Origin of the sequence: Microlunatus speluncae (assembly GCF_009299835.1) — a bacterium.
Lineage (GTDB): Bacteria > Actinomycetota > Actinomycetes > Propionibacteriales > Propionibacteriaceae > Microlunatus > Microlunatus speluncae.
Genome location: NZ_VKCZ01000019.1, coordinates 162,328 through 182,720 on the forward strand (window position 1 = coordinate 162,328; position 20,393 = coordinate 182,720).

Annotated in this window: 19 protein-coding genes; 12 read left to right on the forward strand and 7 right to left on the reverse strand. The window is 69.6% G+C overall.

The window, feature by feature from the left end:
- Positions 1-4 precede the first annotated feature (4 nt).
- Positions 5-988 (reverse strand): acetylxylan esterase, encoded by a 984-nt coding sequence (locus tag FNH24_RS23110; protein WP_152364602.1) that lies wholly within the window; start codon positions 986-988, stop codon positions 5-7.
- A gap of 3 nt (positions 989-991) precedes the next feature.
- Positions 992-2,146, reverse strand: a complete 1,155-nt coding sequence (locus FNH24_RS23115; RefSeq protein WP_152364603.1) for an N-acetylglucosamine-6-phosphate deacetylase — start codon at positions 2,144-2,146, stop codon at positions 992-994.
- Between the two features lie 102 nt (positions 2,147-2,248).
- Between FNH24_RS23115 and FNH24_RS23120 the strand changes: the two genes are divergently transcribed.
- Positions 2,249-3,223, forward strand: a complete 975-nt coding sequence (locus tag FNH24_RS23120; RefSeq protein ID WP_152364604.1) for a LacI family DNA-binding transcriptional regulator — start codon at positions 2,249-2,251, stop codon at positions 3,221-3,223.
- A 190-nt stretch (positions 3,224-3,413) separates the two neighbouring features.
- Positions 3,414-5,333 (forward strand): glycoside hydrolase family 127 protein, encoded by a 1,920-nt coding sequence (locus FNH24_RS23125; protein ID WP_152364605.1) that lies wholly within the window; start codon positions 3,414-3,416, stop codon positions 5,331-5,333.
- Positions 5,334-5,373: 40 nt separating this feature from the next.
- Here the strand turns inward: FNH24_RS23125 and FNH24_RS23130 are convergent, their stop codons facing one another.
- The gene (locus FNH24_RS23130; RefSeq protein ID WP_152364606.1) at positions 5,374-6,387 is read right to left on the reverse strand and encodes an acyltransferase domain-containing protein; all 1,014 of its coding nucleotides are present in this window, start codon (positions 6,385-6,387) and stop codon (positions 5,374-5,376) included.
- 107 nt (positions 6,388-6,494) lie between these two features.
- Entirely contained in the window at positions 6,495-7,523 is a 1,029-nt protein-coding gene (locus FNH24_RS23135; RefSeq protein WP_246187030.1) for a LacI family DNA-binding transcriptional regulator, read from the reverse strand.
- Positions 7,524-7,704: 181 nt separating this feature from the next.
- Between FNH24_RS23135 and FNH24_RS23140 the strand changes: the two genes are divergently transcribed.
- The 6 genes from FNH24_RS23140 (at position 7,705) to FNH24_RS23160 (ending at position 13,079) form a co-directional block, all read left to right on the forward strand.
- Positions 7,705-8,712, forward strand: coding sequence for an alcohol dehydrogenase catalytic domain-containing protein (locus FNH24_RS23140; RefSeq protein ID WP_152364608.1), 1,008 nt, complete (start codon positions 7,705-7,707; stop codon positions 8,710-8,712).
- On the forward strand, positions 8,709-9,698 hold the full coding sequence (locus FNH24_RS23145; RefSeq protein ID WP_152364609.1) for a Gfo/Idh/MocA family protein: 990 nt from the start codon (positions 8,709-8,711) through the stop codon (positions 9,696-9,698). The genes FNH24_RS23140 and FNH24_RS23145 overlap by 4 nt, the downstream gene beginning before the upstream one ends.
- 135 nt (positions 9,699-9,833) lie before the next feature.
- Positions 9,834-11,252 (forward strand): ABC transporter substrate-binding protein, encoded by a 1,419-nt coding sequence (locus tag FNH24_RS23150; RefSeq protein WP_152364610.1) that lies wholly within the window; start codon positions 9,834-9,836, stop codon positions 11,250-11,252.
- Positions 11,249-11,536, forward strand: coding sequence for a hypothetical protein (locus FNH24_RS32315; RefSeq protein ID WP_246187031.1), 288 nt, complete (start codon positions 11,249-11,251; stop codon positions 11,534-11,536). Before FNH24_RS23150 ends, FNH24_RS32315 begins: the two co-directional genes overlap by 4 nt.
- A 17-nt stretch (positions 11,537-11,553) precedes the next feature.
- Positions 11,554-12,177 carry a carbohydrate ABC transporter permease gene (locus FNH24_RS23155; RefSeq protein WP_246187059.1) on the forward strand — a complete coding sequence of 208 codons (624 nt, stop codon included), beginning with the start codon at positions 11,554-11,556 and terminating at the stop codon, positions 12,175-12,177.
- Complete coding sequence (locus FNH24_RS23160) at positions 12,174-13,079, forward strand: carbohydrate ABC transporter permease (RefSeq protein ID WP_152364611.1); 906 nt, start codon at positions 12,174-12,176, stop codon at positions 13,077-13,079. The genes FNH24_RS23155 and FNH24_RS23160 overlap by 4 nt, the downstream gene beginning before the upstream one ends.
- On the opposite strand, the gene FNH24_RS23165 is transcribed toward FNH24_RS23160, so the two are convergent.
- Complete coding sequence (locus tag FNH24_RS23165) at positions 13,069-13,647, reverse strand: TetR/AcrR family transcriptional regulator (protein ID WP_152364612.1); 579 nt, start codon at positions 13,645-13,647, stop codon at positions 13,069-13,071. The genes FNH24_RS23160 and FNH24_RS23165 overlap by 11 nt on opposite strands.
- A 153-nt stretch (positions 13,648-13,800) precedes the next feature.
- Between FNH24_RS23165 and FNH24_RS23170 the strand changes: the two genes are divergently transcribed.
- Genes FNH24_RS23170 through FNH24_RS23180 form a run of 3 tightly spaced genes read left to right on the forward strand, consistent with a single transcriptional unit; the run spans position 13,801 to position 15,465 of the window.
- A complete protein-coding gene (locus FNH24_RS23170) occupies positions 13,801-14,367 on the forward strand; it encodes a hypothetical protein (protein WP_152364613.1) in 567 nt (188 codons plus the stop codon).
- A gap of 28 nt (positions 14,368-14,395) precedes the next feature.
- Positions 14,396-14,869 (forward strand): hypothetical protein, encoded by a 474-nt coding sequence (locus FNH24_RS23175; RefSeq protein WP_152364614.1) that lies wholly within the window; start codon positions 14,396-14,398, stop codon positions 14,867-14,869.
- 26 nt (positions 14,870-14,895) lie between these two features.
- Positions 14,896-15,465, forward strand: a complete 570-nt coding sequence (locus tag FNH24_RS23180; protein WP_152364615.1) for a hypothetical protein — start codon at positions 14,896-14,898, stop codon at positions 15,463-15,465.
- 934 nt (positions 15,466-16,399) lie between these two features.
- Here FNH24_RS23180 and FNH24_RS23185 read toward each other — a convergent pair.
- The gene (locus FNH24_RS23185; RefSeq protein WP_152364616.1) at positions 16,400-17,659 is read right to left on the reverse strand and encodes a hypothetical protein; all 1,260 of its coding nucleotides are present in this window, start codon (positions 17,657-17,659) and stop codon (positions 16,400-16,402) included.
- Positions 17,660-17,832: 173 nt separating this feature from the next.
- Between FNH24_RS23185 and FNH24_RS23190 the strand changes: the two genes are divergently transcribed.
- Positions 17,833-19,071 carry a Gfo/Idh/MocA family protein gene (locus FNH24_RS23190; protein WP_161606276.1) on the forward strand — a complete coding sequence of 413 codons (1,239 nt, stop codon included), beginning with the start codon at positions 17,833-17,835 and terminating at the stop codon, positions 19,069-19,071.
- On the opposite strand, the gene srmL is transcribed toward FNH24_RS23190, so the two are convergent.
- A complete protein-coding gene (gene srmL, locus FNH24_RS23195; RefSeq protein WP_152364618.1) occupies positions 19,058-20,194 on the reverse strand; it encodes a PheS-related mystery ligase SrmL in 1,137 nt (378 codons plus the stop codon). The two genes, FNH24_RS23190 and srmL, sit on opposite strands and share 14 nt — an antisense overlap.
- Positions 20,195-20,393 lie beyond the last annotated feature (199 nt).

The following is a 20,393-nucleotide window of genomic DNA, read 5'->3' on the forward strand; positions in this document are numbered from 1 at the left end:
GCGGTCAGCCGTCGAGGAAGGCGGCGGTCCGGGTCAGGTTGGCCGCGTGCTGCTGCGGCCCGCCGCCCTCGTGGCCGTTGTACGGCCAGACCGCGATGTCCTTCGGTCCGGCGTAGTGGTGATAGGCCGCGAACACCGTCGACGGCGGGCAGACCTGGTCCATCAGTGCGACCGAGAAGCCGGCCTCGACGCCGGCCCGGGCGGCGAAATTGACCCCGTCGAAGTACGCCAGCGTGCCGAAGACCCGGTCGATGCTGTCCCGGTGACCGGACAGGTAGCGGGCGATCTCGGCCCGGGAGCCGGCGCCGCTGATCTCGGTCGCCCGGCGGAACAGCGCGAACGACGGCACGTCCAGCAGCGCCAGGGCGAGGTCGGACCGCAGGCCGGCGACGGCGAGCCCGATCCCGCCGCCCTGACTGCCGGCGGCGATCACGATCTCGGCCGCGGCGCCGACCAGTTCGCGGGCGACATCGACCGAGCGGTAGGCGTCGACGTACAGCCGGCGCAGGTAGTAGAGCTCGCGGTCCTCGATGCCGCGGGTGAGGAAGCCGGGCACCTCGCCCTTGCCCATCCCACTCGCCCCGCGTGGGCCGGGATCGGCGGTGTCGCCGGGATGTTGCGATCCGCCGCCTTGGCCACGGATGTCCATCACCAGCACCGAGACGCCGAGGGCGGCGTAGTCGAGCCACTGGTGCGGGTAGCCGCGGCCGCTGTCGTACCCGGGGAAGTGGAGCACGCAGGCGGTCCGGCCGCGGGGCCGCTCCGGGCGCAGCCACCAGCCGCGGATCGGGTCGCCGCCGTAGCCGGCGAAGCTCACGTCGTGCACGGTCAGCCCGGCGAACGGCGCCGGCTCGGGCCGGGTGATCACGTTCAGCGGCCCGGCGTTGTCGGCCAGAGTCGCCGACCAGAACGCGTCGAAGTCCGCGGGCTCGTCCCGCACCGGGCGGAACTCGCGCAGTTGATCAAGGGGGAGATCGAACAGCGGCACGCCCTAGCCCCGATCCGTTCCCTTGATCACGACCCGGCGGATCCGCAGCGTCCGATCGCCGTCGCCATGATCGAACAGGATCAGGTCGGCCGGCGCCCCCGGGGTGATCACGCCGCGATCCGCGGTCAACCGGCCCGGGTTGGCCGTGGCCAGCCGCAGTCCCTCGGCCAGCGACAGCCCGGCCAGCTCGACCGCTCCGGCGACGCCGGCCGCCAGCGGTAACGCTGCGCCGGCCAGGAACGAGGTGTTGGCGTCGCCGAGCCGGCCGTCGGCGCTGAGCACGACATCGCCGCCGACGGGGGTGCGATAGCGGCCGGGCGGCATCCCGGCGAGCGCGGTCGAGTCGGAGACCAGGAAGGACCGGACCAGGCCCTTGGCCCGCAGCATGGTGGTCAGGGTCGCCGCCGGCAGGTGGTGGCCGTCGGCGATGAAACCGCAGATCAGTCGATCCTCGGCCAGCTGGGTCCAGAGGTAGTTCGGGTGCCGCGGCAGGGTGCCGTGAGCGCCGTTGCCCAGGTGGGTGGAGTAGCGGGCGCCGGCAGCCACCGCCGCGGTGAGCTGTTCGCCGGTCGCGTGGGTGTGCCCGATCGAGACCCGGACGCCGCGGCGGGTCAGCTCACCGACATAGTCGACGGTCTCCGGGAAGTGCGGCGACAGCGTGACCAGGGTGATCAATCCGTCGGCGGCCGCCTGCCAGCGCTCGAACTCGGCCAGGTCCGGCGGCCGGATGTGGGCGGCCGGATGGGCGCCGCGGGCACCGTCCTGGTCGGAGAGGTGCGGCCCCTCGACGTGGATGCCGGCGATCACGTGCGCCGCCAGCGGGTCGGCCCGCCGGGCCTCGGTGATCGCGCGCAGCGAGGCGAGCATCGCCTCCGGCGATTCGGTGATCACCGTGGGGAAGCAGGTCGTCGTCCCGACCGCGGCCAGGGCCGTGATCATGGCCACGATGCCCTCGGGGGTGACGTCCGGACCGTTGGCGTCGTGGCCGCCGAAGCCGTTCACCTGGAGGTCGACCAGCCCCGCTGCGATCCACGGCAGGCCCTCGTCATCGGGGTGCTCGACCGGCTCGAGGCTGTCGATCAGACCGTCGGTGTACCTGACTTCGTACGGCCGACCGTTGCTCGGGTGCCGCCCCACCATCGCCCGCTGCTGGCTCATGCTGCCCAATGATCACATGCAATCGATTGCAGATCAACGGCCCAATTCCGGCTCGCTGGGTGTAATGTCACAGCACGTCGACCCGCGGAGGAGGTTACGTCGATGAGCAAGGTGACAATCTACTCGATCGCCGAGGAGCTGAGCATCTCGGCCTCGACGGTGTCCCGCGCGTTCAGCCGCCCGGAGCTGGTCAAGGCCGACGTCCGGGATCAGATCCTGAACCTCGCCGCGCAGCTCGGCTATCAGCCCAACAAGACCGCCCGGCGACTGGTGACCGGCGTGACCGGGGCGATCGGGCTGTTCGTGCCGGACATCACCAACCCGTTCATGCCGCCGCTGGTGCGGGCGATCCAGCAGGCCGCCGTCGAGCGCGATTCCTCGGTGCTGCTGGTCGACGCCGAGGAGGACAGCAAGGCCGAGCTCGGGTTGATCACCCGGATCGCCGGCCAGGTGGACGGCATGATCATCGCCTCGCCGCGATCGCCCAGCTCGGTGATCAAGCAGGCCGTCGGCCGTAAGCCGGCGGTGCTGGTCAACCGGGTGATGGACGGCGTGCCGTCGGTGGTCTGCGACAACACCTCGGCGCTGCGCGAGGCCGGCCAGCATCTGGTCGACCTCGGTCACTCCACGATCGCGTTGCTGCGCGGGCCGTCGGCCTCCTGGGCCGCCCAGCGCCGCGCGGAGGCCGTTCGGACCTGGGCCCGCAAGGCCGAGGTCAGCTTGATCGAGCTCGGCCCGTTCGACGCCTCCTTCGACGGCGGGCGCGAGGGCGCCGAGGCGTTCGCCGCCTCCCCGGCGACGGCGGCCTTCACCTTCGATGATCTTGCCGCCTGCGGCGTCGTCGCCGGCCTGGCCGAGCGTGGCCTGTGGGCGCCGCAGCACCGCTCGGTGATCGGCTGCGACGACGTGCTGCTGGCCCGGGTGCTCACCCCGAGCCTGACCACGATCACCGCCCCGGTCGACGAGCTCGGCGTCACCGCCGTCCGGCTGTTGGAGGAGGCGATCGGCGGCGCCACCCCCGAGTCCGTCCGCCTGCCCGGCACCTTCGTCCCCCGCGACTCCACCGGCCCCGCCTAAATCCCCCTTCTCTGCCGACTTGTCAGAACTGAGTTGCCCTATAGGGCTCCTCAGTTCTGACAAGTCGGAATTTTGGTGTCTGGAAACTGGCGGAAACATGTTGCCGGAGTCGTGGCGGGCGTGCCAGACTGAGCCGGGTCGGTCGGGGAGGGTGACCGGCGCACGGTCGTGGACATCGAAGGGGACAACCATGAGCGTCTCGCAGGCCGCACCTGATCATGATCGGGCCGAGGTCGCCGGCGGCCGGATCGGGCCGGTCGACCCGAAGGCACCGGTGATCATGACTCCGCTGCCGTTCGACGCGGTCCGGCTCAGCGGCGGCGTGCTGGGCGACCTGCAACGGGACAACGGCGCGCTGTCGGTGCCGCGCGGCGCTGGGCATCTGGAAGCTCAGGGCGCCTGGGCCAACTTCGACAACGTCGCGGCCGGGCGCACCGACGCCGACTACCACGGGCCCTGCTTCGAAGACGGCGAAGCGTACAAGTGGCTGGAGGCGGTGGCCTGGGAGGCCGCCCGCTCCGGTGATCAAGCCTGCCTGGACTGGCTGGCCGGCTACTCCGAGCGGATCGGCGCTGCCCAGGCCGACGACGGCTATCTGAACACGTTCGTCCAGGCCGGTCGTCGAGCCGGCCGGTACGAGCAACTGGCCTGGGACCACGAGATCTTCAACAACGGCGCGCTGATCCAGTCCGCGGTGGCGCAGTTCCGGGCGACCGGGCAGCAGCAGCTGCTCGCGGTGGCCCGTAACGCCGCTGATCACCTGGACCGGACCTTCGGCCCCGGCAAGCGGCAGGGCAGTTGTGGGCATCCGTTGATCGAGATGGCGCTGGTGGAGCTCTACCGTGCCAGCGGCGAGCGACGCTATCTCGAGCTCGCCGGCTACTTCGTCGACGTCCGCGGCCAGGATCTGATCGACCCGGTGCACGGCTTCGGCGATGCGTACCACAGTGATCGGATTCCGGTCCGGGAGACGACCGTGCCGGAGGGGCACGCGGTCCGGGCGATCTATCTCGCCGCCGGGGCCACCGACGTGGCGATCGAGCGTCAAGATCACGAACTGCTGGAGCAGCTGAAACTCCAATGGCAGAACATGATCGAGCAGAAGACCTACCTGACCGGCGGGCTCGGCAGTCGCTGGGAGGGCGAGGCCTTCGGGGATCCGTACGAACTGCCGTCGGATCGCTCCTATGCCGAGACCTGCGCCGCGATCGCCGGCATCCAGTGGAGCTGGCGGCTGCTGCTGGCCACCGGCGAGGCCCGCTACGCCGACCTGATCGAACGGCAGCTCTACAACGCCGTGCTGCCCGGGATCGGGCTGGACGGAGACTCCTATTTCTACGCCAACGCGCTGCAGCTGCGCGCCGGCGCGGTCGCCTCGGACACCCGGATGGCGGCGGCCGGGCGGCAACACTGGTTCGGCTGCTCCTGCTGCCCGACCAACCTGATGCGCACCCTGGCCAGCCTGCACGCCTACGTGGCGACCACCGGCGGCGACGCGTTGCAGCTGCACCAGTACGCCGCCGGGACGGTTGCGGCCGACCTGGCCGCGGGACAGGTGATGATCACCGTCGCCACCGACTACCCGTGGCGCGGCGAGATCAAGATCACGATCGACCGGCCGGCGGCGGGCCCGTGGGCACTGGCGCTGCGGATCCCGGCCTGGGCCGAGGGCGCATCGGTGCGCGTCGGTGATCACGAACAGCCGGCGACGCCGGGGGAGTATCACACGATCGAGCGACTCTGGAGCGAGGGCGAGACCGTCCTGCTCCGGTTGCCGGACGCGCCCCGGCTGGTCACCGGCCACCACCGGGTGGACGCCACCCGCGGCTGCGTCGCCATCGAGCGCGGCCCCCTGGTCTACGCCTTCGAGCAGGTCGATCAAGATCACGGCGTCGTCGTCGATGATCTTGTGCTCACCTCGACCGAGCTCGCCGACGAGTTCGTCGATCAGCTCGGCGGCGTGCCCCAGGTCCTCGCCCGGGCCCGCACCCTCGATCCCGCCGACGGCACCCCCGGCCCGGAGACCACGGTCCGCGCCGTCCCGTACTTCCGCTGGGCCAACCGCGACCTCGGCCCGATGCGCGTCTGGGTGCCGATGGCCCGACCTTGACCCGTCCGAAGACGTCCGGTTCGTGTCCCGGGCCGGGTGATCATGGTGCCGGGGAGACGGGCAGTTCCAGCCAACCGGCGCGGAAGTGCCAGTGGCGACCCTGGCGGAGATGATCATCGATCGCCCGTTCGAGCGACGTGGTGCGGGGCAGCCCGGAGGCGTCGCCCAGTGGTCGGCCGAAGATCGCCTCGACGGTGGGCTGGTCGCCGTTCGCGGGATCGGGATCGTCGAGCAGGGTGAACCGGTCCTGGAATCGGAGGATGTTGGTGCCGGGGTCGAGATGGTCGCGGAGTTGGGGATCGAGCACCCAGGACACGCAGGTCGCCCACCGCAGCGGTTGTTCCTCCGGGAAGTGCGCGGCGAAGAAGTCGCGGGCGGCGGTCAGCGACTCGGTGCACGATTGCGGGGTCAGCCGGCCGCGGGGGATGTGGACCCCGAGCGCCAGGTCCCCCTTCGCCGGGCCGGCTTCGGTGTCGAACCAGCAGCGTTGGCGCTCGTACAGCAGCCGGCCCACCCGATAGAGCACGCCGCGGAAATGGGCGGTCAGCCACTGCTGCGCACTCAGCCCGCCGGTGCCGTTGATCGACCGGTGGTAGAACAACTGCGTCGCGAGCTCGGCCATGGTCGCCGTGGTGATGTCGTCCGGGATGCCGCGGGCGTTGTTGTGCGCCCGCAGTACGGCCACGTGGGCGAGGAACACCCAGACGTAGAAGTAGTGGCCGAGCGCCGGGGTCGGTGCCGGCCAACCGTCGACCGTGCCGTGGCCGCCCATGGTCTGCCGCAGTTCGTGGCAGCAACGTTCCAGCAGCCACCAGCGGTCGGGGTGCCGCTCCGGATCCGGCCGCTCCGCGGCGATCTCGGCCCGGTCCTCCGGCAGGACGCGCAGGCTGGTCAGCAGGTCGGTCAGCTCGTCGCCGGGGACGGTGACCGGCTCGGGCGGGGCGCCGAGGCGATCGAGCCGGGCCAGGACGGTTTCGCTGTCGGGCGGTAGGCCGAGCCGGTCCCTGAGGGCGGCCAGCTCCGCCGCCGGGCCGGTGGCTTCGTCAGCGGTCATGGCTGCCCTCCAATAGTTTCGATATATCGGAAACTAATTCAGCTTATTGGAGAGTCTAGGGCTTGGTTGGTCGGCCGCCAAGGCTGAGGGAACGAGCAGGTTGTTGATCAGTGGGGGCCGGACTCGTCGGTCGAGGCTCGGGCCACCAGATGGCAGGCCACGCGTTCGACACCGGAGTGCGGTTGGCCGGCGATGGCGTCGAGGAGGCGGCGGGCGGCCAGGCGGCCGACCTCGCCGAGGCCGAGGTCGATCGAGGTGAGGGGCGGGCGGGCACCTTCGGCGATGTATTCCCAGTTGTCGGTGCCGATCAGGGCGACGTCGTCGGGGATCCGGCGGCCGGCGTCACGGAGGGCGTCGGCGGCGCCGCGTGCGAGAAGATCACTGCCGCAGTAGATCGCGTCAAGATCAGGATTGGAGCGGAGCAGGATCTGGGTGGCCTGCCGGCCCCAGGCCTCGGTCCAGCCGCCGTACCAGGGCTTGTCCAGCAGGGGGTGCCCGGCGGCATCCAGCACCTCGGCCAGCCCGGCGGCCCGGCGCCGCGCGGCGTCGAACCACTCCGGACCGGTGATGTGACCGACCGCTGTCCGGCCGAGCCGGATCAGATGATCACCGGCCAGCCGGCCGGCCGCCTCGTCGTCCACCACCACCGAACAGTCGGCCGGGTCGGCCGACGGGGTGAGCGCGTAGACCACCGGCACGTCGCGGTCCACGTGCAGCGGCGGTCGTTCGTTGGAGGTCCGGCCGGTCACAATGAAGCCGTCGACCCGGCGGCCGAGCAGCACCTCGACGTAGTGCCGCTCCCGGATCGGATCGTCCCGACTGTCGCAGAGGAAGACCGACATCTGACCGGCGCCGAGCGCGTCCTCGGCGCCGAGCATGACCGGGACGCTGAACCGCTCGAAGCTGTCGGTGGTGATCAAGCCGACCGTGTAACTGCGCCGCTCGAAGACACTGCGAGCCAGGGCGTTGGGCCGGAAGTCGATCTCCTCGGCGGCGGCCACGATCCGGGCCCGGGTGGTCGGGCTGATCTGCCCGGTGCCGTTGAGGGCCTTGGACACGGTGCCCGGCGAGACGCCGGCGCGGGCGGCGACATCGCGGACGGTGGCCCGAGTCGGCCCCGGTCGCTCCTTGTTCACCGTACCTCCTGTTTCAGAACGTTTCCGGAAACCTACCACGACGGATTGCCCGGTTGGTGAGGAGGTGAACTGAAAGCCTTGACCGCAAGGCCTTCGGGTTCCTAGGCTGTAGTGCAACATGTTTCCGTCATTTCCTGATCAGGGAATGGCTCGAATCTCAGGACGGTGAAGGGTCGTGTCGATGACGGTCGAGGTGCCGAGGTTCCGCGGTAACGGGGTGATCGAGTTCGCGCCCCATGATTACCGGGATCCGGGGCCGGGCGAGGTGCTGATCCGGATCGGGGCCAACGCGATCTGCGGCACCGACCGGAACGAGTACTTCAACGGCAGTCCGATCGTCCCCGGGCATGAGGCGGCCGGCGTGGTCGAAGCCACCGGCTCCGGGGTGGACGTGGGCACCGGCACTCCCGGCGTGATCTACCTGATGGACTTCTGCGGCGACTGCCGCAGCTGCCGGGTCGGGGCCACCAACCAGTGCTTCGCCAAGCGCGCCGACGTCGGGCAGAGCACCGACGGCGGTTACGGCCGGTATGCCCTGGTGCACGAGTCCAACTTCTTCCCGGTCGGCCCGGCCCTGCCGCTGGCAACCGCGACCATGCTGCTCGACGTGATGGGCACCAGCGGGCACGCGCTGGGCCGGGCGGAACGGATCCGGGACGACATCGAGAGCCTCTACGTCGCCGGCGCCGGTCCGATCGGGCTCGGCCTGGTGGCGATGGCGGTGATCAGGTACGGCAGCGGATTCCCCATCTACGTCAGCGATCTGAGCCCGTGGCGGGCCGAGTTCGCGGCGTCCTTCGGTGCCACCGTGGTCGACTCCGGCGACGAGGCGGCGCTCCGTGATCTTGCTCCGGACCTGGCATTCGACTCGACCGGCAAGACGGCCGCCCGCCGCACCGCGCTGGCCGCCGTGAGCAAACGCGGCGCGCTGATCTGCGTCGGTCACGGCGAGGGCCTCGAGCTCGACGTCTCCCGCGACCTGATCGCGCCCGAGCGGGCGGTGATCGGCAGCGAATACTTCCGCTACGACGAGCTGGCCGGCAACCTGCGTCTGCTCGAGGACAACCAGGAGCTGATCGAGCGGGTGATCACCCACCGGTTCGACGTGTCCCGGATCGGCGAGGCGTTCGAACTGTTCTGGTCCGGGCAGACCGGCAAGGTCGTGATCACCCAGGAGCTGGACGGATGACCGCGGCGCTGAAGGTGGCGGTGGTCGGCGCCGGCGGTTGGGGCACCCAACACGCCCGGATCTTCGCCGGCCGCGCCGACACCGACCTGGTCGGCGTGCTCGGGCGCAACCCCGAGCGCACCGCCGCCCGGGCCGCGGCGTTCGGCACCCGGCCGTACACGGACCTGGCGATCATGCTCGAGCGGGAGCGGCCGGACCTGGTGTCGGTCTGCCTGCCCAACGAAGATCACTACGAGGTGACCCTGCGACTGATCGAGGCCGGAATCGCCCTGCTGGTGGAGAAACCGCTCGTGTTCGAGCTGAACCAGGCCGATTCCTTGATCGACAGCGCCGAACGGGCCGGGATCTTCTTCGCGATCAATTTCAACCACCGCTACGCCGAGCCGGTGGTCCGGGCCAAGGCAGCGATCGACGCCGGGGAGCTGGGCGAGCTCAACTTCCTCACCTGGCGCTTCGGCGGCGAGCCGAACCTCGGCGCGTCGGCCCACGGCAATCTGATCGAGACCCAGTGTCACGGCTTCGACCTGCTGGAGCACCTGGCCGGGCCGATCACCTCGTTGACCGCCCAGTTCGGGCCGCTGGTCGACGGCTCGCACCGCGATCTCGCGCTCACGCTGGGCTTTGCGAGCGGGGCGGTCGGCACCATGCTCGGCAGCTACGGCTCGTCGTACGCCTATCCGGGATCGCAGCTGGTCGAGCTCAACGGCACCCTCGGCCGGGCCACGATCGAGGACACGGTCCGGCGGTTGACGATCTCCAAGTCCGGCGACGACGTGGCCCGGGTCTGGCAGGCCGGCTACTTCGACGACGAGGCGCGCTCGTTCCACGGCACGTTCGACCGGCATGTCGAGGCGGTGATCACCGCGCTGCGGGCCGGGGCGCCGCCGCCGGTCCACGCCACGGCCGGTCGGCGGGCGCTGCAGCTGGCACAGGCGGCGATCACGTCGAACGAGACCGGACGACGGATCGAAACTCCGATGGACTGAGCCGGCGTTCTTGTTTCGTTCCCTGAGCCTGTCGAAGGGCACCGGTCAGTGGCTTGCCCAACGACCAAGCTCAGGGAACGAAGAACAAGATCATCGGCTAAGGAAACGAACGAACCAAGCTCAAAGGAGAGTGTCATGGCCACACCCTGGCGACCGAGTCGCCGCAGTCTGCTCCGGGCCGGCGCGGTGACCGCCGCCGGCCTCGCGACCGGCGGTCTCGCCGGCTGCGGCGGCAGTTCGCTGGACTCCCGCGGTGGAGGCGGCAACGACGACAGCGGCGGATCCGGCGGCGGGCCGGCGAACATGCAGTTCATGTTCTGGGGCTCGACCGAGGAGCGCAAGGCGATCTCGGAGATGCTGGCGACGTTCAAGCAGGAGAAGCCGGACGTCACGATCAAGCCGCTGTTCACGCCGGCCGACTACGACACCAAGCTGAACGCGCTGGTGGCCAGCAACCGGGCGCCCGACCTGTGCTACATGAACGCCGGGATGGGCTATCGGCTGGCCGAACAGGGCAAGCTGGTCGACCTGTTCCCGTACTTCGACAAGTATCCGGACCTCGCCAATCGCTTGCCGGGAACGTATTTCTGGTGGGACGAGAACAAGACCTACGGCACTCAGAGTGCCAACGAGTCGATGCAGCTGTTCTACAGCAAGGCCGCGTTCGACGAGGCCGGGGTCGGCTATCCGCCGGCGGTCGCCGATCAGGCCTGGTCCTGGGACGACTTCGTCCAGAACGCCTACCGGCTGACTCTTGATCAAGAAGGCCGGCGGCCGGACGAGAGCGGCTTCGACCCGAAGAAGATCAGGCAGTACGGCGTCTCCACCGGCTGGTGGCACGGCAGCTGGTATCCGCTGCTGCTCAGCCGCGGGGTGGACCTGACCGACGAGGCCGGCACCCGGACCATGATCGACTCGGCCGAGGCGGTCGGCGTGTTCCAGGATCTCGCCGACCTGATGTACGTGCACCGGGTGGCCCCGACGCCGACCCAGCTGGGCAACAACGCGCCGAGCACGACGGTGCAGCTGAAGACCCGGCGGGTGGCGATGGCGGTCGACGGCCAGTGGACGCTGCTCGACCTGGCCCGCGGCGACCTGCAGTTCGGCATCGGCGTGCTGCCCAGCCACGGCACCCCGATGACCACGACGATGGGCGGCGCGACGGCGATCTTCGCCTCGACCAAGCACCAAGAGGAGGCGGTCGAGTTCTACCTCTTCCACGACAATCCGGAGAAGGTGAACCTGTTCGCCAACGGCCTCTGGATGCCGCTGGAGACCAAGTACTACCAGGATCAGGCCGCGATCGACCTGTGGACCAAGAACGACGTGCACCCGCCGGAATACCGGACCGCGGTGATCGACTACACGCTGAACAACTCCAAGGTCACCTGTTACCAACGACTGAAGGACATCGACGCGATCGACAAGGTGCTCACCCCGGCGCTGCAGGTGGTGCAACAGGGGAAGCAGCCGGCCGCCGAGGTGCTGAAGCCGCTGGCGCAGAAGCTCAACGGCGGCCTGCTCAAGGGTCGCTATCCGTCAGGGCCGGCGTGACCGCCACGGCCCTCTGCCACGGCACCCGCCGCGGTCGCTCCGGCCTGATCCGGACCGAGCGGCGCTGGGGGATCGTGCTGGCGCTACCGGCGGTGCTGGGCTTCGTGATCTTCACCATCGGCCCGATGATCGCGTCGTTCTTCTTCAGCCTGACCGAGTGGGTGATCGGCGCGCCGCCGGCGTTCGTCGGGATCGGCAACTATCAAAGCTGGCCCGGGACGACCTGTTCTGGCAGTCGCTCGGCGTCACCAGCTACTACACCCTGGCCGCGGTCCCGTTGGTGATCATCGTCGGCTTCGTGGTGGCGCTGCTGGTCAACCACGGCTTCCGCGGCCGGTCGTTCTGGCGGACGGTCTACTACCTGCCGACCCTGGTGCCGGCCGTGGCCAGCGCGGTGCTCTGGATCTGGATCTTCAACCCCGAGTTCGGCCTGTTCAACACCGTGCTGTCGGGCGCCGGACTGCCCACGTCGAACTGGATCTACAGCGAGGAGTCGGCCGTCCCGTCGCTGGTGATCATGAACACCTGGGGCTTCGGCAATGCGATGGTGATCTTCCTGGCCGGGCTGCAGGGGGTGCCGCGGCAGCTGTACGAGGCGGTGTCGATCGACGGCGGGGGAGCGTGGGCGCGGTTCCGGCACGTCACGCTCCCCTTCATGACGCCGACGATCTTCTACAACCTGGTCACCGGCATCATCGGCACCTTCCAGGTCTTCAACCAGGCCTACGTGATGACTCAGGGCGGGCCGAACAACGCCACTCTGTTCTACATCTATTACCTGTATCGGACCGCCTTCACCGAGAGCAACATGGGTTACGCCAGCGCGCTGGCCTGGGTGCTGTTCCTGATCGTGCTGGTGATCACGGTGCTGCTGTTTCGCAACGCCCGCCGCTGGGTCTACTACGAGAGCGCCGGAGGTCGATGATGAGCGGGCTCCTGGAACGCACGCCGATCACCCGGGCCCGGGTCGCGCCGATGCCGCGTCGCCGGCGGAGCACGACGGCGAGCAAGATCGGCACCGCTCTGCTCTGGCTGGTGCTGATCATCGGCGCCGCGGCGATGCTGGTGCCGTTCGTCTGGCTGGTCCGCAGCGCACTGATGAACGACAGCCAGATCTTCGTCTCGCCGCCGGAGTGGATCCCGAATCCCTTCGCCTGGTCCAATTTCACCGAGGCGCTGACCGCCCAGCCGTTCCTGCGCTACTTCCTCAACACCATGATCATCGAGGTCTTCGTGGTGGTCGGCACGGTGCTCACCTGTTCGGTGGCCGCGTTCAGTTTCGCCCGGCTGCGCTGGCGCGGCCGCAACGTCGTCTTCGGGCTGCTGCTGACCGGCGTGATGCTGCCGTACGCGGTGACGTTGATCCCGACCTTCGTCATGTGGGGCACGCTCGGCATGCTGGACACGTTTGTGCCGTTGATCGTGCCGTCCTGGTTCGGCGGTGGGATCTTCAACATCTTCCTGATGCGGCAGTTCTTCCTGACCATCCCGTTCGAGCTGGACGAGGCCGCCTACATCGACGGGGCCAGCCCGTGGCGGGTGTTCTGGACGATCATCATGCCGAACTCGAAGCCGGTGATCGTGGTCGTCGTGATCTTCACCTTCATCGGTGTCTGGAACGACTTCCTCGGCCCGCTGCTCTACCTGAGCGACGAGTCGTCGTTCACCCTGGCGCTCGGCCTGGCCACCTTCCAGAGCACGTACACCGCACAATGGGGCTACCTGATGGCCGCCTCACTGGTGGTGATCCTGCCGATCATCGTGTTGTTCTTCGTGCTCCAGCGCTATTTCGTCGAGGGTGTGACGCTGACCGGCGTCAAGGGCTGACCGATCGGTCGTCGCGGCTGCGGTACGTGAGCAGCCCGTCGACCCCGCGCAGAAAGGTCTCGCAGATCGGCTTCGGGTCGGTCAGGCAGCCGGCCGCCATCGCGCCGTCGCGCAGCATCACGAAGTGCCGGGCGGCTGGCTCCGGATCGGGTTTGCCGGTCGCGATCATGAGCTCGGTGATCAGTTCCAGGAACCACTGGCGGTGCCGGAGGACCGCCTGGTGGACCGGATGGGCCGGGTCCGGAAACTCGGCGGCGGCGTTGAGGAACGCACAGCCACGGAACCCGGGGCTCCGGATGTCGTCGGCGATGGCCCGGCCGACGGTCCGGATGGTGTCCTCGGGGGAGAGGTCCTGGGCCCGCGCGTCGCGTGCTCGGGCTCGCAACGCCTCGTCGGCCTGGGTCAGGTAGGCGACGACCAGATCGTCCTTGCCGGGGAAGTGCCGATAGAGCGTGGCCCGGGTGACCCCCGCGGTGGCGACGACGCGATCGACGCCGACGGAGTGGAGCCCCTCGGCGTAGAACAGTTCGCTCGCCGTACGAAGTAGTCGCGCTCGCGCTTCCGACATTCCTGACTCCTCCCCGGGTTCGGGTCACGAGGCTAGCAGACAGAACGTTCGGTCTTGACAGGTCGGGCATCGAGGGATCAATCTAGTGACGAGACCGATCGTTCTTTCTCTTTCGATCTCAATCCATCGCCCGATCATCGAAAAGAGGCACCGATGTCCACTTCCGTCGCCAACGCCCCGGCCGCCGCCGAATCGGCCCGCGGCACCAAGGCTCTGCGCACCCTGTATTACGTCCGGTTCGGGTTCGCCGTCGTCTGGGCCGGCCTGCTCCTGCTCACCGCCTCGGCGCTCGGCCCGGTCAGCATCGCCCTGCTGGTGCTCTATCCCTTGTTCGACGTTGCCGCGGCGGTGATCGACTTCCGCTCCTCGGGTGCCACCCGCCCGCGAGCGCCGCTGTACGTCAACATGGCACTGAGCCTGATCACCGCCGTCGGTCTCGCCGTCGCCGCGACGTCCGGCATCCCCGCCGTGCTGCGGGTGTGGGGCCTCTGGGCGATCACCGCCGGGATCGTGCAGTTGATCATCGCGATCCAGCGCTACCGGCTCGGCGGCCAGTGGGCGATGATCCTCAGCGGCGGGATCTCCGTCCTGGCCGGCACCACCTTCATCCTGCAGGCCGGCGGCGCCAACGCCTCACTCACCACCCTCGCCGGTTACGCGACCCTCGGCGGCGTGTTCTTCCTGATCTCCGCGATCCGACTGCACCGCCGCGCGAGCTGAGCCGCTGGGGGCGCTAGCGTCCTGCATCATGCCGGACCACCACTCGACGACGCCGCAGCGCCCGCCGGAGGCGAGACCACTGGGCCCGGACGCCGAGGGTCAATGGGTCCGCCGCTGGCGGTCGGCGGAGTGGGACCGGGCCGTCGACGCCTGGGTCGGCGAGCGATTGGCCGCGCGGGGCCGCCGGATCACCGGTGGTCCGGTCACCTTCCGGGCTCGCTTCTGGTCCGTGACCCGCTGCTATCCGTCGGCCGAGGGCCTGGTCTGGTTCAAGGAGAACAATCCCGGTCACCGGTTCGAGCCCGGTCTGGTCGCCGCGATGGCACGACTGGCGCCGGATGACGTGATCAATCCGCTCGCCGTTGATCGCGACCGCGGCCGGCTGCTTGCCGATGATCAAGGAACGACCCCCTCGGCCATCCCGACGTCGCCAATCAGCCGACCCGGTGCACGGTCGTCCGCGCGCTGGCTCGGCTCCAGTGCACCCTGTTCGGTCGGCTGACGATCGCGGAGCACCCTGGGCTGATCATGCTCGCGCCGACCGCCGCCGGTGAGCGGGTGCGCGAGATCGTGGGGGCGTGGGCTGCCATGCCGGCCGGGCATCCGCTCCGGCCCGAGCCGGACCTGCTGGCCCGGGTCGAGCGAGCTGCCGTCGCGCTTGATCACCGTACGGCCTCGCTCAGTGACACCGTCCCGCTCGACCTGGAGCTCAACGATGTGTATGGGGCCAACATCTTCGCCGACCGCTCGACCGGCATGCTCCGGCCGCGGTTCTTCGACTTCGGCAACGCGCTCTGGGCTCATCCCTTCGTCTCGCTGCACGGCTTCCTCGAGTCGGTGGAGGAATGGACCCGTGCCCCGTTGTCGCGACCAGAGCGGGATGACCTGTACGACGTGTACCTGACCGTCTGGAGTGATCACCTCGACGCCGATCCTCGGGTACTCCGAGCCGATCTGATCATCACCGAGACCTTGGTCTGGGTGCACCGACTCGTCTCCTGGACCCGCCTGATCCCGTACGCCGACCCGATCGAGCTCCGCACCCGTGCGGAGGTCCCGCGGCTCTATCTGACCCGTATCGCCGCCCTGGCCAGGTAGTCATCCGGCCGCCCCTTCGACAGGCTCAGGGAGCGTTGGCGCCGTGGCTCGCAAGGGGATGGGGAGGTTTGGGGTTTCGTTCCCTGAGACCCGGATCCACCGATGATCTTGGATTCGTGGTGTCGCGATGCCCGGTCGAGGGGACCGATGTCTCGAATCGACCCGACGTCGTCGAAATCCTGCTGAGGTCGGCCGGATCCGGTGACGTCGGGTCGATTCCGGTCACCCGCCCGAACCAGCACGGCCCCATCCGACACCATCGCCGCGCACCCACCTCGGCCCGGCCGCGAACCTCGCCGAGCACGCCAATCCGCCCGTCCCGGACGCGTTCATTCCGGCCGCAGGCCGAAAGAGCGAGGGGGCTCCAACCGGCCTGCCCCTTCGACAGGCTCAGGACATGCTTCGACAGGCTCAGCCTGGATCGGGCTGAGCGGCCGGGCCGGCGGGTTCGACCGTCGGTGCGAGGGTGTTCGTTCCCTGGGTCTGTTGAAGGGCAGGCCAGCTGGCTGCTCCCTTCGGTTTCGGCCTGGCGGCCGGAAAGACGCGCCAAGGACGGGCGGGTCATGGCGGCCCGTTGAGACTTGCGGCCGGGCGCCGGTGATACGCGGAAAGTCGTTGGGTGGGCATCGACTGTGACGTTTCCCGGCCGTTTCGTGCCGGTTGAGCCGGGAAACCTCACAGTCGATGATCCCAACCGCAGCACAACCGGTGCCCGGCCGGAACTTCCCAGGAACGCCCTAACCCGCCCGTCCTTGGCGCGTCTTTTTCCCTAGGCGTGCACCGAGCGGACTTGCCCGGCCGACCCCGAGCGACCGAGGTCTGCCGTCCGGCCCGCTCGAAGAGCTTTCGCGACACCCCGACCAAGATCATCGGTGGATCCAGGCTGAGCCTGTCGAAGGGCCCTGGTGATCATCAAGGCGGCCCTACGACAGGTTCAGAGCGCGCGGTCGAGTTCGGCCAGGACGACGTCCTCGATCGAGGGGTCGAACCGACCGGGCATGCCGAAGTAGTACGGGGACTCGGCGGGCTCGTAGCCGCCCTGGGCGACCTGCTCGGCGGTGATCAGATAGCCGGTCATCCCGTTGGTGTAGCCGAGGGTGATTGCCGCGCCGCCGGAGCGCTCCTTGGTGTAGCGGCCGAAGCGGGTCACCAGCTCGGCCGAGAGCCCGATGAATCGGGTCGACTCGGTCAGGGTGAGCCGGGTCAGCCGGACGGTCACCGGCCCGGCGTGGCGATCGGGGTCGGCCAGCATGAGCCGGGCCCACTCGCCGCGCGCGTCGTCCCGATCGGCCAGCCCTCGCAACTCCTCGATCGGGATCCGATCCGGCACCGGCACTTCGAACGGGTGCTCGCTGACCGTCACCGCCGGGGCCTCGGCCCGCCAATCCCCGTGGGACAACAGGCCACCGACCGCCGCGGCCAGCCGGCCGCCGAACTCCTCGATCGCCGGCTGGTCCGCGCCGAGGAACTCCACTCCGCGGTAGTGATCGGGATTGACGTCACCGCAACAGCCCTGCAGATAGAGCGCGACCCCGGCGCCGTCGTCCTCCAGCGCCGACATGGCCGCGCCCGAGAAGTCGGAAGTGATCGCGTTGTCGTGATGCAGCACTGGATGACAGGCGTGCTGCACCAGCAGGGCGGCGCAGTCACCGGCCTCGGTGCGGAATCTGATCACCGTCGCCTCATGATCGATTTCTGTCAGCGGGTGGGCGCCGCCGGTGCGCGCGTGCCGCCGGTCGACGCCGAGCGGAACCATGATCGACGATCGCTCGATCGTCACCCGGTCCTGCCCGGCCAGCGCGCGCTTGGCCGAGGCCAGCGTGGTGTCGATCAACAGATCGAGGAACCGATCGTCCGGTTCGCCCAGCGCGGGGAGGAACCGCCGGCCGGCCTGCGGACCGGAGTGGGTGTGGGTCGCGTGCAGGATCAGGTGATCACGACCGATCCCGAACTCGGCCTCGAACTGGTCCTTGATCAGATCGGCGACATCGTCGCCCCAGAAGAGCAGGTCGGCCGAGACCAGGACCACCGGTTGATCATGGTCGGTGCCCAGCGCCAGCGTGCGCAGCCGAAGCGGCGCCAGCACCCGGTCGGTCGGCCCGTCCGCGGCCCGGGCCGCGAATCCGGCCAGCCGGATCGGCAGCGGCAGCGGCAGGTCGGTCCGGTCGGCGCCGATGGTCAGCGGTGCAGTCACGAATGCGTACTTCCTCGGGAACGTGCGCTGGGCAGCGTGCTTTCACTGGGTGAGGGGCAACCTCCCACCGGCCAAGACGGTCCGGTGATCACGTGGACCCGCAACCCGTCCCGGCTAGTGTCGGGACACCGGGAGTTAGCCTATGGCTCGGTCCAGCAGCCCGAGGAATGGGGATGATCATGTCGGATTCCGCACTGCGGCTGGCCGTCGTCGGCGGCCGCCGCGGTCGTCATTTCGGCCGCGCGCTGAGCCGGCTCGAGGACCGGATCCGGCTGGCCGCGGTCTGCGACCTGTCCGGCGCGGTGCTGGACTCCTGGCAGGGCGAGTTCCCCGCGGCGAGGACGTACCGACGCTTCGAGGAGTTGCTCGCCGACGACGGGGTGGACGCCGTCTTCCTGGCCACCCCGTTGCCGTTGCACGCCCGGCAGGCGATCGCCGCGCTGGAGGCGGGCAAGCACGTGCTCAGCGAGGTGACCGCGGCCAACACGCTGGCGGACGGTCAGGCTCTGATCGAGGCGGTCGAGCGGACCGGCCGGACGTACATGCTGGCCGAGAACTACTGCTTCATGCGGCCGAACCTGATGGTGGAGAAGCTGGCGGCGCGGGGCGAGTTCGGCGCCGTCACCTATCTCGAGGGCGGCTATCTGCACGATTGTCGGCACCTGATGCACGAGGCCGACGGCTCGCTGACCTGGCGCGGCCAGCTGCGGGTCGACGCGAACTCGGTCTACTACCCGACCCATTCGCTCGGGCCGGTCGCGCGCTGGCTGCGGGCGGCCAACGGCGACGACGACCGGCTGACCTCGGTCGCGGCCTTCACCACCCGGACGGCAGCCGTTTCCGATCACTTCGCCGAGCGATTCGGCGGCGATCATCCCGGGGCCGCCCCGGATCACTGGCTGCAGGGCGATTCCGGCACGGCGATGATCACCACCACATCCGGGGCGCTGATCTCGCTCCGGGTCGACGCCTCTTCGCCGCGGCCGCACAACATGACCCACTACGCCGTGCAGGGCACCCGCGGCGCCTATCAGTCGGCGCGGCGGGACGGCGAGGATCCGCTGATCTGGCTGGCCCGGGATGCCGCTCCGGCCGCGAACGGCGCCGAGCCCGAGCGGGACTGGTCGTCGCTGTGGGACTACGCCGGCGAGTTCGAGTCGGACCAGTGGCGGGACCGGGTCGAGATCGCCGCCGAGTCCGGGCACGGCGGCGGCGACTTCTTCGTGCTGGAAGAGTTTGCGACCGCCATCGCCGAGGGGCGGGCGCCGACCATCGACGTCCACGACGCGGTGCTCTGGAGTGCGGTGGTGCCGCTCAGCGTCGAGTCGATCCGGCGCGGTGGCGCGCCGGTCGAGTTCCCGGAGTGGCTGCGGCCGACCTCGGCGCCGGAGCCAAGCCTCACGAAGCAATGAGCTCCAGGTCGGGGCCGCGGTGCAGGGCGCGGTAGACCCGGTCACGGAGCTGGTTGGCCTCGGCGTCGGTCAGGGTCCGGTCCAGCGCCTGCCAGGTCAGCCGGAGCAGCAGGTTGTGCTGGTCCGGCCGGATCCGCAGCCGGGTCGCGGCGCCGGCGGGGAGCTGGCCGGCCGGAGTGTCGGCCAGCACGGACAGCTCGGCCAGCAGGTCGGCCTCCGCGTCGAGCGCGGTCCGGGCCAGGTCGCCGAGGAGTTCCGCGTCGGCCGCTTCGTCTGCGACGATCGAGATGTCGCGCCGGATCGCCGGCATCACCGACACCGGCCGCCACGGCTCGAGATCGAGCAATTGCCGTACCGCCTCCGGGTGGGTTGACCGCAACAGCCGGATGTCGCCGATGCCCTTGCGGATCATCAGCGCCCGGTCCAGGCCGAGCCCGAGGGCCAGCCCGGACCACTCCCGTGGATCAAGATCACAATGGCGCAGCACGGTGTGGCCGACCAGCCCGCACTCGGCGAGCTCGAGCCACTCGCCGTCGATGCTGACCTCGACCTGGAGACCGTGCGAGGTGTACGGATGCACGGCCGGGATCACCCGCCAGCGGGCGCCCGGCAGCACCGTCGTAACCACCGTCCGGGCCAACTGGTGCAGGTCGTCCACGCCGAGCCGGCGGCCGTGGGCGAGGCGCCACAGGTCCAGCTGGTGCGGGGTGCCGACGTGGGTCCGGTCGATGCTGTCCCGGCGATAGACCAGCCCGGGCAGCGCCACGAGTTGATCATGATCGACGGGGGCGTCGCGGAGACCGTCGAGGATCCCCGGGATCCCCGCCGTGGTGTGACTTCGGAGCATCACCGACGGGCTGACGTGGCGGGAATAGCGGGCGTCCCGGGTGATGTCGTCCGGCGCGTAGCCGAGCCGGTCGTAGTTGTCGGCGGTCGCGACCAGGGCCGATGCGCGGTGCTCGGTCACCGGCACCCCGGCGTCACGCCCGACGGCGGCGACGAGCTGGCTCAAGATCAACTGGAGCGCGTGCCGGCCCTGGTCCGGGTCGGTCAGGTCGCGGATGGCGAGGGCGGCGGTGAGTTCGGTGGCCGGGAGATAGCGAGTGGAAGCAAGGTGAGACATGAGGAGTGGTCCTGTTCGGTCGAATCGGAAGGGGAGAAGTACCCCTCGACCACTCCGGACCGAATCAGTGCAGCGTCGTCAACGCGCCCCGGCCGGAACGTGGCCGAGGGCGCGGAAATCGCCGATCACCGATCATGCCCACCAGGCTAGCAAATCTCCCGCTTGTTCGTTCCCTGAGAGCTCAGGGAACGAACAAGCT